Annotated in this window: 14 protein-coding genes and 1 tRNA gene; 6 read left to right on the top strand and 9 right to left on the bottom strand. The window is 66.3% G+C overall.

What is annotated here, in order from left to right; all coding sequences use genetic code 11:
- Positions 1-7 precede the first annotated feature (7 nt).
- Positions 8-820, top strand: a complete 813-nt coding sequence (locus ACIQC0_RS04145; protein WP_400532816.1) for a GDSL-type esterase/lipase family protein — start codon at positions 8-10, stop codon at positions 818-820.
- A 17-nt stretch (positions 821-837) separates the two neighbouring features.
- Here ACIQC0_RS04145 and ACIQC0_RS04140 read toward each other — a convergent pair whose 3' ends face one another.
- The 4 genes from ACIQC0_RS04140 to ACIQC0_RS04125 all read right to left on the bottom strand — a co-directional run bounded on the left by ACIQC0_RS04140 (position 838) and on the right by ACIQC0_RS04125 (position 3,847).
- Positions 838-1,593, bottom strand: coding sequence for a GAF and ANTAR domain-containing protein (locus ACIQC0_RS04140; RefSeq protein ID WP_400532814.1), 756 nt, complete (start codon positions 1,591-1,593; stop codon positions 838-840).
- A 161-nt stretch (positions 1,594-1,754) separates the two neighbouring features.
- On the bottom strand, positions 1,755-2,309 hold the full coding sequence (locus tag ACIQC0_RS04135) for a cysteine hydrolase family protein (RefSeq protein ID WP_400532812.1): 555 nt from the start codon (positions 2,307-2,309) through the stop codon (positions 1,755-1,757).
- A 6-nt stretch (positions 2,310-2,315) separates the two neighbouring features.
- Entirely contained in the window at positions 2,316-2,888 is a 573-nt protein-coding gene (locus ACIQC0_RS04130) for an HhH-GPD-type base excision DNA repair protein (protein ID WP_377216552.1), read from the bottom strand.
- An 886-nt stretch (positions 2,889-3,774) separates the two neighbouring features.
- A tRNA-Lys gene (locus ACIQC0_RS04125) sits at positions 3,775-3,847 on the bottom strand.
- Between the two features lie 184 nt (positions 3,848-4,031).
- On the opposite strand from ACIQC0_RS04125, the gene ACIQC0_RS04120 reads away from it, so the two are divergent.
- The 4 genes from ACIQC0_RS04120 to ACIQC0_RS04105 all read left to right on the top strand — a co-directional run bounded on the left by ACIQC0_RS04120 (position 4,032) and on the right by ACIQC0_RS04105 (position 7,083).
- Entirely contained in the window at positions 4,032-4,691 is a 660-nt protein-coding gene (locus tag ACIQC0_RS04120) for a hypothetical protein (protein WP_377216551.1), read from the top strand.
- A 198-nt stretch (positions 4,692-4,889) separates the two neighbouring features.
- A complete protein-coding gene (locus ACIQC0_RS04115) occupies positions 4,890-5,507 on the top strand; it encodes a DUF47 domain-containing protein (protein ID WP_377216550.1) in 618 nt (205 codons plus the stop codon).
- Position 5,508: 1 nt separating this feature from the next.
- On the top strand, positions 5,509-6,519 hold the full coding sequence (locus ACIQC0_RS04110) for an anion permease (protein ID WP_400532810.1): 1,011 nt from the start codon (positions 5,509-5,511) through the stop codon (positions 6,517-6,519).
- Positions 6,520-6,675: 156 nt separating this feature from the next.
- On the top strand, positions 6,676-7,083 hold the full coding sequence (locus tag ACIQC0_RS04105; protein WP_377216548.1) for a hypothetical protein: 408 nt from the start codon (positions 6,676-6,678) through the stop codon (positions 7,081-7,083).
- 21 nt (positions 7,084-7,104) lie between these two features.
- On the opposite strand, the gene pstB is transcribed toward ACIQC0_RS04105, so the two are convergent.
- From pstB to pstS, 4 genes are all read right to left on the bottom strand, one after another.
- A complete protein-coding gene (gene pstB, locus ACIQC0_RS04100; RefSeq protein WP_377216547.1) occupies positions 7,105-7,884 on the bottom strand; it encodes a phosphate ABC transporter ATP-binding protein PstB in 780 nt (259 codons plus the stop codon).
- A 95-nt stretch (positions 7,885-7,979) separates the two neighbouring features.
- Positions 7,980-9,092, bottom strand: coding sequence for a phosphate ABC transporter permease PstA (gene pstA / locus ACIQC0_RS04095; RefSeq protein WP_377216546.1), 1,113 nt, complete (start codon positions 9,090-9,092; stop codon positions 7,980-7,982).
- Positions 9,093-10,025, bottom strand: a complete 933-nt coding sequence (gene pstC / locus ACIQC0_RS04090; RefSeq protein WP_400532807.1) for a phosphate ABC transporter permease subunit PstC — start codon at positions 10,023-10,025, stop codon at positions 9,093-9,095.
- Positions 10,026-10,133: 108 nt separating this feature from the next.
- Positions 10,134-11,252 (bottom strand): phosphate ABC transporter substrate-binding protein PstS, encoded by a 1,119-nt coding sequence (gene pstS / locus ACIQC0_RS04085; protein ID WP_377216544.1) that lies wholly within the window; start codon positions 11,250-11,252, stop codon positions 10,134-10,136.
- Between the two features lie 232 nt (positions 11,253-11,484).
- Here pstS and ACIQC0_RS04080 point away from each other — a divergent pair, with 232 nt between their 5' ends.
- Positions 11,485-12,612 (top strand): aromatic acid exporter family protein, encoded by a 1,128-nt coding sequence (locus ACIQC0_RS04080; RefSeq protein WP_377216543.1) that lies wholly within the window; start codon positions 11,485-11,487, stop codon positions 12,610-12,612.
- A 6-nt stretch (positions 12,613-12,618) separates the two neighbouring features.
- On the opposite strand, the gene ACIQC0_RS04075 is transcribed toward ACIQC0_RS04080, so the two are convergent.
- Positions 12,619-13,488, bottom strand: coding sequence for a PRD domain-containing protein (locus ACIQC0_RS04075; protein ID WP_377216542.1), 870 nt, complete (start codon positions 13,486-13,488; stop codon positions 12,619-12,621).
- Positions 13,489-13,504 lie beyond the last annotated feature (16 nt).

The raw sequence follows: 13,504 nt of genomic DNA, 5'->3' as shown, positions 1-13,504 counted from the left end.
GGTTGCCGTGCGCAAGATCGCGAAGTTCCTGCTCATTCCACTGCTGTTCTTCTTCATCGCCGCCGGGGCACAGCCCGCAGCCGCGGCTGCCTATCCCAAGAGCATGGCCGCCCTTGGCGACTCGATTTCGCAGGCTGCCGATGTCTGCTGCTGGTACGGGGACCACCCGGCCCAGTCCTGGTCCACCGGGAACAACCAGTACGATGGCATCCGCAGCCACTACGAGCGGCTGCTGGCCGTGCAGCCGGCCATCGCAGGGAAGAACTACAACAACTCACGCAGCGGCGCCAAAGCCGCAGACCTCCCTGCGCAGGGCCGAGCCGCGGTGGCACAGAAGGCCCAGTACGTCACCATCCTGATCGGCGCCAACGACCTCTGCACGTCCACGACGGGAGGAATGACGGATCCTGGCAGCTTCGAGACCTCCATCCGCACCTCCTTGCAAACGCTCAACCAGATGCGGCCCCGGCCCCAGGTTTTCGTCAGCAGCATCCCTAATGTCCACCACCTGTGGTCCGTCCTGAAAGGCAGCGAGATCGCGCAGTGGGTCTGGTCCACGGCCAAGGTCTGCCAGTCCATGCTCTCCACCGCCAACACTGACGCTGACCGGCAACTCGTGGTGGACCGGGAACTCGCGTTCAATGCTTCCCTCGCACGGGTCTGCCAGGAGTTCGGGCACATGTGCCGGCACGACGGCGGGGCGGTCTACAACTATCCCTTCACCGCCGGGGATGTCAGCGTCCTGGACTATTTCCACCCCAGCCTCCGGGGCCAGGCAGCCCTGGCGAACGTTACGTGGAATGCGGCCGGGTGGTCCTGACCTGCTGACGTCCCCGCCTACTCGTCGAAGTAAGTGAAGGTTTTCGCCCCGCCGGCGATGGATGCCACCACCGCGGCGGCGACATCCCGGAGCTTCATGTTGCGGGTGTTTGAGGCCTTCTGCAGCACGCGGAAGGCGGAATCCTGCCCGCACCTGTTCTGGGCCATGATGGCACCGGTGGCAAGATCGATCACGGTCCGGCTCTGCATGGCAGCGCTCATGCCTTCCCGGGTGTCCTCGAGTTTGGCCATCCGCAGCACGAGCGAGAGCCCCTTCGACGCCTGCTGCACCAGTGCATCGGCGGCCGCAGCGGCATTGCGGTCGAATGCACCGGCCTCCCTGCCGTAGACGTTCAGTACGCCGCGGCACCCGTCTTCGAGCTTCAGCGGAACGCTCAGCACGGCAAGAAACCCGTTGTTCCCGGCGGCAGCGGCGTACTCCGGCCACAGCCGTTCACCCCTCAAATCCGGCACGTTGACCGTGGAGTGGGTGTGCACGGCAGTCATCCCGGGGCCGCCGCCGAAACGGCCTTCCAGCTGATCGAGGAGCTGCGCGGCAGGGTCGCTGCCGGCCACGACGGAGGCCTTCTTGTGCCGGTCCAGCCGGATTCCACACACTATTTCCGAGCCGTCCGGGCCCAGAGTGGCTGCCACATACCGGGCCAGCTCCGAGAGAAGCACATCGACAACGGGGCCACTTTCCAGAACCAGGTTCTGCAGGAGCAGGGCCACGTCGGCCTGGATTCTTTCGTGTGGGACAGCTGTATGGGGCACGGTTCTCCCTCCGGACATTGGTCTCGAGCCATAACTGCATGGCCCGCCCACTGCCGAACGGTAGTTCCACCCTACCCGCGCCGCCGGAAACCACGGAGGCAGCGGCGGGCAGTGACGCCGTCACCCGTTTCTTGAGGCGTGGGGAGGCCCTGGAGTGGAAACTATCCGCCCCGCAGCTTCGCGAGGATTTCGTCGTTGGACTGCACCGCCTGCCGGTAGGCCGTGGACAGGATGCGCAGCATGTCCGCGGCGTCCTCACTGTCCTCGGAGGCCATCGCGTCCCTGGCGTAGGTAACGCGGATGTTGTGCGCAAAGGCGTCGGCGCCGGTCTGCGCGATGCAGTTATGCGTTGAGATGCCGGCGAGCACCACTTCCTCGGCACCCCAGTTCCGCAGCCGGGCCAGGAGGTCGGTGCCCACGAAGGCGCTGTCGCGGGTCTTGTTCAGTTGCGGCAGCCCGTCCTTGGCCAGGCCCGGCACGGCCTCGGCCTGCTTGCTGCCGCGGAAGATGAAGCCCTGGTCGTCGTCGAGCATGTTCAGCGTCCAGGTGGACTTGTCCCGCTCGTGTTCCGTCCCTACTAGGAGGGCCTTGTGGCCGGTTGCGGTGAAGCCCTCCAGGAGCGCGTTGCAGGAGGCCACCACCCGGTCCTGCTGCGCGGCCAGTTCGGGCGCCTCGAAGTAGGCGTTCTGCATGTCGATTACCAGCAGTGCGATCACGGGAGCCTACTTCGCAGCCTTGGCGGCCGCCTTGGCCGCCTGTTTGGACGCGCGGACTTTGGCGAGGGATTCGGGGTCCACGATGTCCGCCACCGAAAGGTAGGCGCCAGCCTCGCCGTATCGGCCTGCGGCCTCGCGCCAGCCAGGAGCCTGCAGCCCGCGCTGCTTGCCCAGCAGCGCAAGGAAGATCTTCGCCTTCTGATCCCCGAAACCGGGCAATGCCTTCAACCTTCGCAGCACCTCAGGGCCGTCCGGGTCGCCTTTGGTCCAGATTGCTTTGGTGTCGCCGCCCCATTCGGTGTGCACGGTGTCCGCGAGCGCCTGGACGCGCGCGGCCATGGATCCGGGAAACCGGTGGACGGCCGGGCGCTCCTTGAAGAGCTCCACGAACGCCTTTGGATCGTGCCCTGCGACGGCCTCCGGATCGATGGAGCCGAGCCGTGCCCGAATCTTCTCCGGCCCCGCGAACGCGGATTCCATGGTCACCTGCTGGTCCAGCAGCATTCCGGTCAACAGCGCGAAGTCATCTTCGCTGAGCAGCTTATCCGCGGCGGGGTCGCCTGTGATGTGCAGTTCCATGCGCCCATCCTGCCACTCCGCGGCCCTCCCCCGGGAAACCAAGTACCGGCCCTGCCAAAAAACGAGTACTCCTTACGCGTTACCTGCCATACCCGCCCGGGCTAAGTTTTTCCTCACAGCCAACGGGGGTCTGGCTCGCAGCACTTGACTCATGAGGGGGTGGGGCTGGCGATGCATATGCGGCACACAGCAGGTTTCCCTGGGCACCGGCCCCGGGTACTAAGCGGGGCCGGCGATGAGGAGGCCTTTGAGACCGAGGCCTCTCCCCCAGCCGTCGCCGGCCCCCTCCTCCTGGACACAGTCGCCGAATTCGAACCGATCACCGGCGTCGAAAGCCTCTCGGCATCGCTGCTGCGGCTGGCTGCCGCGGCCGCCGCGGTGATGGCGTCGAACGTCCGAATCCCCGTGGACTGCGGCCTCGTAGTCCTGCAGCCCACCCGCCCGGCGCAGGTGTCCGGTACCTCCCCGGATGCGGCCCGCCTCCTGGAATGGGAAATCGCAAGGCATCAGGGGCCGGCGAGCGCGGTGCTCGCGGGCGGCCACCCCGTGGGGGCGCTTCAAGGAAGCGGAGACGTGCGCTGGCCGCAGTACGCCGAACAGATGTACGACGCCGGACTGGCCAGTTCGCTGGCCGTGCGGCTTCGGCTGGACTGCTGCAGGGAGTGGCAGGGGACGCGGGCGGCCCTCACCTTCCATTCCCGCAGCGCCGGCGGGCTTTCGATGGACGTGATCGCAGCCGCCCGTTTCCTCGCCGTACCTGCGGCCCGCGGCCTGGAGCGCGTGCTTGAGGGAGTTGCGCGGACCAGAACCGCCCTCCCCGGAACGCACAATCCCCGGCTCCCTGCAGCAGCAGGAAACCGGGGATCATGTCCACTCTCCGAAAGAGTGGGCCCTGTGGGGCTCGAACCCACGACCCACGGATTAAAAGTCCGATGCTCTACCAACTGAGCTAAAGGCCCCTGCCGGGCAACACTGCCGCCCGGCCCAATCCATTTCTGGACGTTTAATACTCTAACGCATGCTCCCGCCGCCTTCGCACCCGGCCGGGCGCCGCCGTCGTACGCTGACGCCCGCCCGGCAGCGCCTCCATGGTGCGCCCCCGGATGCTCGATTTCCACCGCGGCACAGGAGTAGCGTGGGGGCATGAGCGAGGAACCAGGATCCAGTCCGTATGGCGGCGCGAACCGGCACCACAAGCCGAAGCCCTTTGCCCCGGTTGATTTCGAGCCTTTCGCGGGCGGCGCGGATCCGGCACGGATCTCCGAGGCCGCCCACCTCGCCGCTCAGGCGCTGGTCCGCCATGGCCGGGACAGCGATGATCCGGTGGTCACCGAGCGCCTGGTGAAACTCGCCGATGAACAGGGTCTGGAGGCGATCGCGGAGATGTGGGCGGAGAGCCCCGCACGCTCTCTGCCCGGAGCCCTGTGGCGCCTGTACGCACTGCGGGCCGCCACCGTCCGCGACCCGGAGCGGATCTCGGTGTACTTCCGCGCCGGCAAGGACACGGCGCAGGTCTCCAACGTGGTGGCCGGTGCTGCGGAGCCGCCCGGGGCGGATGAGATGACAGCCATGGCAGACGCCATACTTTCGGGCGCGTTCGACGGCGAATTCGACGTTGCGCTGGAACGTTCCGCCGCGTTCTGCCGCGTCGTCGCGCTCGGCCAGGCGACCCTCGCCGACGGTGCCGAGCACGCCAATGAGGCCCACGCCAGCAAGCTCACCCGCAGCTCCCACCAGCTGGTGAAAACCGCGGAGGACCTGGAGCACGCCGCCAACGCCTGGCGCCTGGGCGAGCTGGACTAGCACCCTGGCGCCACCCCGGATGCCCCGATTGTCAAGATTGACTTGGACCAAGCATCGTAGAACACTGAAACTGGTGCCGAACCGCGAAACCCCCGGGCTTCAACAATTAGCCGCCTAGAGCGGCCTACCGCCGAGAGGCGTATCCGGTTCGGCACCATTTTTGCCTCCGTTTTCATACCCTGCCGGTAGAGTTAGCGCGTGAAGCTGCGCCTTTTCCCCCAGGAGCCCGCCGGGCTGAACCTTCTCTCCCAGATGGCACAGCAGATTGTGCTCGCCTCCGGCACGCTCGCGGAGATCCTGGGCGTACCGGCAGCCGAGCAGGGCCGGCTCGTGGAGGACATGCACAACCACGAGGCCAAGTCGGCTGAACTGAACTTCGCCCTCCTAACGCACATGCGCACCAGCTTCGTGAACCCGCTCCCCCGCGAGGATATGTACGCCCTGTCCCGCTACCTGAACGAAGCCATGGAGAAGATGGACGCCGCCGCAGAGCTGGTGGGCCTCTACAAGCTGGACCGGTTGCCCAAGCGCGCCGCCGAGCAGCTGGAGATCATCAGCCGGCAGGCCGAGCTCACCGTTGACGCGATGCGCCGCCTGGACAACCTGGACGACCTCGAGGACTACTGGATCGAAATCCTCCGCCTCGCCAAACGGGCCGAACGGACGCACCGGCTGTGGGTCTCGGACATGATCAACGACATGAAGTGGGCGCAGTACTCCCGCAACCGCGACGTCGCCAACCAGCTGGTGGAGGTCACCAAGGACATGCGGCGTGTCGCCGTCCAGGTGGGCAGCATCATCGTCAAGGAATCGTGAGGTGGCTCCGGTCATCTTCGGCGCGGTGGTGCTGCTTGCTGCCGGATTCGCATTCTTGAACGGCTTCCGTGACGCATCTACTTCCGTGGCACTGGCCGTCCGCACCAGGGCCCTTACCCCAAGCGTGGCCGTTCTGCTGGCGGGATTCTTCAACTTCGTCGGCGCCCTCCTGAGTGCAGGCTTTGCCGTGGCCATCAGCCGGACCTGGATCAGCCTCCCCGGCGGAACGGACGGCCTTACCATCCTCGCGGCGGGGCTGGCCAGCGCCTGTGCGTGGGGAATCCTGATGTGGTGGCGCGGCATCCCGACCTCCTCCACGCATGCATTGGTAGGCGGGCTGGCCGGCGCAGCCCTGGCCAGCCTGATGGTGGGCGGCCCAGGCGTCCGCGGGGTTGACCAGTCCCTGCTGCTGCAGGTGGTGCTGCCGCTGCTGCTGTCACCGCTGGTTGCGTACAGCGGCGCCTTCCTGCTGGTCTATCCCGCCACCTGGAGCGCCCGCTACACGCAGCCGTCCGTGGTCAACCAGCGGTTCCGCCGCAGCCAGGCGGTTGCCGCGGGGGCGGTGGCCTTCGGCCACGGCCTGCAGGACGGGCAGCGGATCAGCGCCGTGCTGCTGCTGGCGCTGATCGCCGGGGGGTATGACGACGGCGGCGGCATCCCCTCCTGGGTGGCCCTCCTGACCGCCGTGCTCATCAGCGCGGGGACACTGTTTGGCGGCTGGCGCATTTCCCACACGGTGGGCTACAAGATCACCCGGATCGACCCCCTGCGCGGCTCCGTGGCGCAGATCCACAGCGCGCTCCTGCTGCTTCTGGGGGCCGTGGTGTTCCACTGGCCACTGTCCAGTACCCATACCGTCACCGCTGCGGCCCTCGGCGCGGGCGAAAACCAGCACTTTTCAGTCACCAACCGGAAGCTCGTGTTCCGCATCGTGGCGCTCTGGGTGCTGACGCCGCTGGCTGCTGCCACGCTGGCGTTCATCCTGGCGCTGGCGCTCTCGCCCCTGCCGTAAGACCCTATACACCCGGGCGGCGGTGACGTACATTCAAAAGTACGTTCCGGCGGCGGTGACGCCTGGAACGTGCGTCCGGGCCGTGTGCTGGGCCCGGAACCGCGCCGCTGCAGCCACCGGCGGCCCCCATGCACTTCGTGGAAAAGAGCCGGCGCTTTGTCCCACTCCGTTCCCCGGTACCCCCTGCCACTGCCCAGGGCTCTGCGGTGCGAGTCCTGCGGAACCGAACACCGGCTCACCATCCATGCGATCACCGCGATGGAGACAGGCAACAGCGAACTCGTTACCGTGTCCTACACCTGCGCCGACTGCCAGCGGTTCCAGGAGCATCCTGCGTACGCTGCGGACGTGACGGCCGTCCTGCACCAGGTCCGCTGGATGGCGCGGGTCATCCTGTTCGGCGACGACTACGTGCACTGCGGTTTCCCGATGGAGGAGGCCGAACTGGAGGTCGAGCGGCTCTGCTACCGGAGCAGTGCGACCGGCGGCGGGCTCAACACGCTGTCACTGCCGGTCCGCGTGCTGCGCTGCCACTGCGGCTTCCAGCTCGAAGTCCCGGGATAGCGTTCCCGGGACAGAAGAGCTTTATCCGAAGCGGCCGGAGACGTAGTCCTCGGTGGCCTTCTGGGTGGGGTTGCTGAAGATGGTGTGCGTGTCCCCCACCTCGATCAGCTTGCCGGGCTTGCCGGTGCCGGCAATGTTGAAGAACGCGGTGCGGTCCGAAACGCGCGCCGCCTGCTGCATGTTGTGCGTCACAATGACAACGGTGTACTGGTCCTTGAGCTCATTGATGAGGTCCTCAATGGCAAGGGTGGAGATGGGGTCCAGCGCGGAGCAGGGTTCGTCCATCAGGATGACCTGCGGCTCCACGGCGATGGCCCGCGCGATGCAGAGGCGCTGCTGCTGGCCGCCGGACAGGCCGGAGCCGGGCTTCTCCAGCCGGTCCTTGACCTCGTTCCACAGGTTGGCACCCTTGAGTGAGCGCTCCACCAGGACGTCGGCCTCGCCCTTGGAGATCTTCTTGTTGTTCAGTTTCACGCCGGCCAGGACGTTGTCCCGGATGGACATGGTGGGGAACGGGTTGGGGCGCTGGAACACCATGCCGATCTGCGAACGCACCGTCACCGGGTCAACGCCGGGCCCATAGAGGTTGTCGCCGTCCAGCAGGACGTCGCCTTCCACGCGGGCGCCGGGGATGACCTCGTGCATGCGGTTCAGGGTCCGCAGGAAGGTGGACTTGCCGCAGCCGGACGGGCCGATGAAGGCGGTCACCGACTTGGCCTCGATGTTGATGGTCACGTCTTCCACGGCAAGGAAGTCGCCGTAGTACACGTTCAGGTCCTTGACGTCGATGCGCTTAGACATGGTGTTCCTTCACTAACTGGGTATGAATTGAAGTCTAGGATCCGGCCCGGAAGAGTGGAAGGGCCGGCGTCCGGGGAACGGAGCGGAAGGGCTGGTCAGCGGCCGATCTTCGGCGCGAACACCCGGGCGATCAGCCTTGCGCCGAGGTTCAGGACCATCACCAGGATGATCAGCACCAGGGCCGCCCCCCACGCACGCTGGTTGGACGGGTCCGGGTTGGCCGGTGACGTGGGATTGAGGATCTGGGTGTAGATAAAGGTGGGCAGGGAAGCCATCCATCCGCCGAACACGTTGTTGTTAATGCTGGTGGCGAATCCGGCGGTGACCAGGATGGGCGCCGTTTCGCCGATGACGCGGGCGATGGCCAGGGTGACGCCGGAAGCGATACCGGAGATCGCCGTCGGAATAACGACCTTAAGGATGGTCCGCCACTTCCGCACGCCCAGGGCGTAGGCGGCCTCACGCAGCTCGTTCGGGACGATCTTGAGCATTTCCTCGCTGGAACGCACCACAACGGGGATCATCAGGACGGAAAGCGCAACGGCGGCTACCGCGCCGGTCTTGGTCCCCGGCCCCACCACCGCGAAGAAGAAGGCGGCGGCGAAGAGACCGGCCACGATGGACGGGATGCCGGTCATGACGTCCACGAAGAACGTGATGGCCCGGGCCAACCGGCCCTCGTTGCCGTATTCGACCAGGTAGATGGCGGTCAGCAGGCCCACCGGAACGGAGATCACGGTGGCCAGGAGGGTGATCTGCACAGTGCCCAGGAGCGCGTGGTAGATGCCCCCCAGAACCGGGGTCCCGTTCTCCACGGCCTTGTTGTCGTAGACGCCGGTGACGCCGTTCATGGAGTTGGTCAGGAAGCCGGGGGTCACGAGGCCCGGGATGCCGTTGACCAGGACCGTCCAAACCACGGAGACCAGCGGAAGCAGCGCAACCAGGAAGGAGCCCACCACGAGGCAGGTGGCCAGCTTGTCCTTGGCCTTCCGGGGTCCTTCCACCGCTGCGCTCCAGGACACGAGCCCCACGGCGAACAGGATGGCCGAGACGATGCCCCAACCGAAGACATTGAACCCGATCAGGGCCATGATGGCTGCACCGGCAATAAGCGCGCCGGCCAGCACCGCGTAGGGAGCATACTTGGGCAGTTGGCCCTTGGTCAGGGCGGAGCGCTTGCTGCGCAGGGGGGTAAGCGTGGAGGTCATTTAGTTGGCTCCCGAGAATTCTTTGTGCCTGCTGATGATCCAGCGGGCGACCATGTTCACGGCCAGGGTGATGATGAACAGGACCAGGCCGGCGGCGATGAGGGTGCTGACCTTCAGTCCGCTCGCTTCCGGGAAGTTCAGTGCGATTTCCGCGGCAATGGTCTGGTTACCGGACTGGATGAGGCTGGCGGTGAGGGCACCCGAGGAGAGCACCAGCGCCACGGCCATCGTTTCACCCAGCGCGCGGCCCAGGCCGAGCATGACGGCGCTGATGATGCCGGGACGGGCGAACGGAAGAACAGACATCTTGATCATTTCCCAGCGGGTGGCGCCGAGCGCCAGGGCGGCCTCTTCGTGCAGCTTGGGGGTCTGCAGGAAGATTTCACGGGACAGGGAAGTGATGATGGGGAGCACCATGACGGACAGCACGATGCCGGCGGTGAGGATCGTCTTGCCGGTGGCGGATGCCGGTCCCTGGAAGATAGGCAGCCAGCCCAAGTTCGCGGCAAGCCAGTTGTAGGCGGGGGAAATTTCCTTGGCCAGGAATGCCGCGCCCCACGCGCCGTAGATCACGGAGGGAATCGCGGCCAGCAGGTCAATCACGTAGCCCAGGCCCGCGGCGAGGCCGCGGGGGGCAAAGTGCGAGATGAAGAGGGCGACACCGATGGCGATCGGGGTGGCGATGACAAGGGCAATCACCGCGGCGATCAGCGTGCCGATGACGATGGGCCAGATGTAGGCGAAGAATCCTTCACCGCCGCCGATCTCTTCGGCGGGGGCAGTCAGGGCAGGGATGGCCTGGACCACCAGGAACAGGGCGACGCCGAAGAGGACGGCGAGGATGAGGCAGCCCGCGGCCAGGGCGGCGCCCGAAAATACTTTGTCCCCGGCGCGGCCGGCGCCCTGGGTGCTGGTCAGGGTTGTGGCGGTCATTCGACGGCCCTTCGATCGTGGAGGTACTGAAACTGGGGGTGCGGCTTCAATGCCAAGTTCCCCGCACTGCCTCACGGCTGTGCGGGGAACCCGGTTTTGGTGCGGTAATTAGGACTTTACCTTGATGGACTCGATGGCCTTGACAGCCTTCTCGGCCAGCTCGGCGGAAATCGGAGCCGACTTCGCGGAATCCGCGGCGGCCTGCTGGCCTTCCTCGGACACTACGTAGTTCTCGAAGGCCTTGACGAGGTCAACGGTTTCCTGGTCTGCGTAGGTGGAGCACACCACGTGGAAGGAGACCAGAACGATCGGGTAGGCACCCTCGATGGTGGTCTTGCGGTCCAGCTTGATGGACATGTCGTTCTCGGAACGGCCTTCCACGGGCTTGCCGGCGTCGACGGCCTTGGCGGCGGCCTCGGCGGAGATGGTGGTGAAGGACTCGCCCACCTTGATCTGGGCCACGCCGAGCTTGCCGCTCACGGCGGAGTCGTCAGCATAAGTTACGGCGCCGGGGGTGTCGGTGACGGCCTTGACCACACCGGAGGTTCCCTTGGCGTTCTCACCCTTCAGGCTTGCCGGCCATTCGCCGTCGGCCTTGTCGGTCCATGCCTCGGGGGCAGCGGCAGCCAGGTACTCGGTGAAGTTCTTGGTGGTTCCGGAATCGTCGGAACGGTGCACTGCGGTGATCTTGAGGTCGGGCAGGGTGGTGCCCTCGTTCAGCGCTGCAATCGCGGGGTCGTTCCACTTGGCGATTTCGCCGCGGAAGATCTTGGCAGCCGTAGCGGCGTCAAGCTTGAGTTCCTTGACCTCCGGCAGGTTGTACGCGATGGCGATCGGGGAAACGTATACCGGAATGTTCAGCGCGCCTTCAGGACCGCAGACCTTCTTGGAGTCCTCGAGCTCTTCGTCCTTCAGGTAGGCGTCGGAGCCTGCGAACTGGGCGGAGCCGTCCAGGATGGCCTTGCGGCCGGCGCCGGAACCGTCCGGGGAGTACTGTACGGTTGCGCCGGGGTTGGCGGCCGCGAACTCGGTCTTCCAGGCGTCCATGGCTGCGCCCTGGGCGGATGAACCGATGCCGGTGAGGGTACCGGTGACCTTAGCGCCGCCGGACGCCTGGTCTGCGGGAGCGGTGCCCGTAGCGTTGTCTGAACCGCATGCCGTAAGCGCGAGTGCGCCGGCTGCGATAACAGCGATAGCCGCGTGGCGGCCGAAGCGGAGTGCCTTCACAGATGTACCCCTTCCAGGGTTATTCAGGTGCGGGACAGGGCTGGAGGGGCCCTGTTGCGCGATGCGTACGTTTTGTACCTCGAAGAAACTTATGGGCCCCAGGTAACGGGATTGGCCGTCCAAGATGAACGGAAGGTGAACGCGCAGACCACATTAGTTTACAAATACCGGGTCGCCGTTGCGCAGATCACATTTCAGGCCCTAAAGGCGGCCACGAAATAGACTGGGCCCCATGGCGCCCTCCGCAGGACTCTCAGCAGGCAGGCGGTTCCTGCGCGGCCGTGTCCAGACTGGGCTGATCCGAAGCCGGAATTCCCTTGTGCCTGCCGTGCAGATGACCGTTTGCGCCGTGGGAGCGTATGCCTTTGCCGAGTATGTACTCGGGCACTCGGGACCCCTCTTCGCCGCCACTTCCTCGCTGATCGCCCTCGGATTCTCCCGCGAACCGCGGCTTCGGCGTGTCGTGGAGGTGGGCCTGGGCTGCACCATTGGCATCGCCGTAGGTGACTTGCTGCTCCACTGGCTGGGCAGCGGAATCTGGCAGGCCGCCGTCGTACTTCTCTTCTCCATCCTGCTGGCCCGTTTCCTGGACAGCGGCACGATCTTCACCACCCAGCTGGGGCTGCAGTCCCTGCTGGTGGTGCTGCTGCCGGCACCCGACGGCGGCCCCTTCACGCGCAGTCTCGACGCCGTGGTGGGCGGGCTGTTCGCCCTGCTGGTGACCATCCTGATCCCGAAGGATCCGCGGCGCGAGCCCCGCAGGGATGTCCGGAAGCTGCTCCACGAGCTGGCAGAGGTGCTGCGCGAATGCAGCACGGCCCTGATCAACAGCGACTCCACGCAGGCGTGGCACGCGCTGATCCGCGGCCGGAACTGCCAGCCCTTGGTAGACGCGATGCGCCAGTCGCTGCGGGCCTCCGGCGAGGTGGCCACCCTGGCGCCCGCCTACCGGCGGCACCGGGACGAGCTGGAACGGCTCGCCGGGTCGCTCGATTTCATTGACCTTGCACTGCGCAACAGCCGCGTTTTTGCCCGCCGGCTCACCAGCGCCATCAATCATGCCGCGCTCACCGATGCGGCCACGGAGAACATCGCGGAGGTGCTGCAGGACACCGCTGCCGCGATTGACGAGCTCTCGCTGGGCCTTGCGGAAACGCACGACGGCGTCCGGCGCGCCCACCTGCGCACCGCCCGGCAGGAGCTCAGCGAAATCGCCCTGCGGCTGCACCCCAAGCTGCTCGAGGTGGAGCGGCTGGAGGGCGAGACCGTGGTGATGCTGTACCGGCCGTTGATGGTGGACCTCCTGGAGGCCACGGGGATGGACGCGCAGGAAGCGCGGGACGTGCTGCCGGCGCTGTGAGCGGCCTCAGCCCTGGGTTTCGGCTGCCTGCTGGAGCCTCAGGTCATCGGCCATACGTGCCACGTGCAGGGTCAGGTAGGTGACTTCGTCCTCGGTGAGGGGTTGGCCCAGCCGCAGCTCCAGCACAGCCTGCAGCTTCAGTGCCGTTCCGTAGGCGTCGGGGTAGGCGGTACGGATGGCGGATCCCAGGCCGGTGGCACCTTCGGCCAGCTGCCTGCCGGTGTGGGCACGGACGAAGAAGTACCTCAGGTGGGTGATGAACCGGGCGGCATTCACGGTTTCCCGGTCGAACGCCCGCCCATAGGCCTGTTCCAGGACCTCGAACAGCTGCGCGAACACCCCGGTCATCTGGTACGTGTAGGACAGGTCTCCGCTGGCAAAACCGGCATTGACCAGGTGCAGGGCAACCGCCACCGCCTCATCGCGGGGCAGCGGCTCCTCAAGCCTGCTGTTGACGAAATCCACAATTTTCTGGGCCATCCGCAGCTCGTCCGGATAGAGATGGGCCACCTCGGCGCGGAGGGGGTATTCGATCACCAGGCCCTGGCGCAGCCGCTTGATGGCGAAGCTGAGGTGGTCCGCGAGCGCCACGACGGTGGTGGAGTTCAACGGCCCCGCCATGCCGCCGCGGGCAATCTCGAGTGCCTGGTCCGCGAGCATCAGGTGTTCCGGCGGGATGGCGGCCACGAGCGCACCGAAGTTGTCCGCGTTGCGGCCGTCTTCCGGGACGAAGACCCGAACCACCTTGGCCTGGTCAACCTGCTGACCGGGCTTCGCCTGGAAACCCAGGCCGCGGCCGGTGAGGATGACCTCTCCCCTGCCGTCCGCGTCCCGGGCGAGGACGACGTTGTTATTAAAGACGCGAAGCACCTCCACGCCGTCCTCCTTTCGT

The organism is Pseudarthrobacter sp. NPDC092419 (assembly GCF_044755045.1).
Taxonomy (GTDB): domain Bacteria; phylum Actinomycetota; class Actinomycetes; order Actinomycetales; family Micrococcaceae; genus Arthrobacter.
Note: the sequence above shows the minus strand (reverse complement) of the source record. Positions and strands in the feature narration are given on the sequence as shown.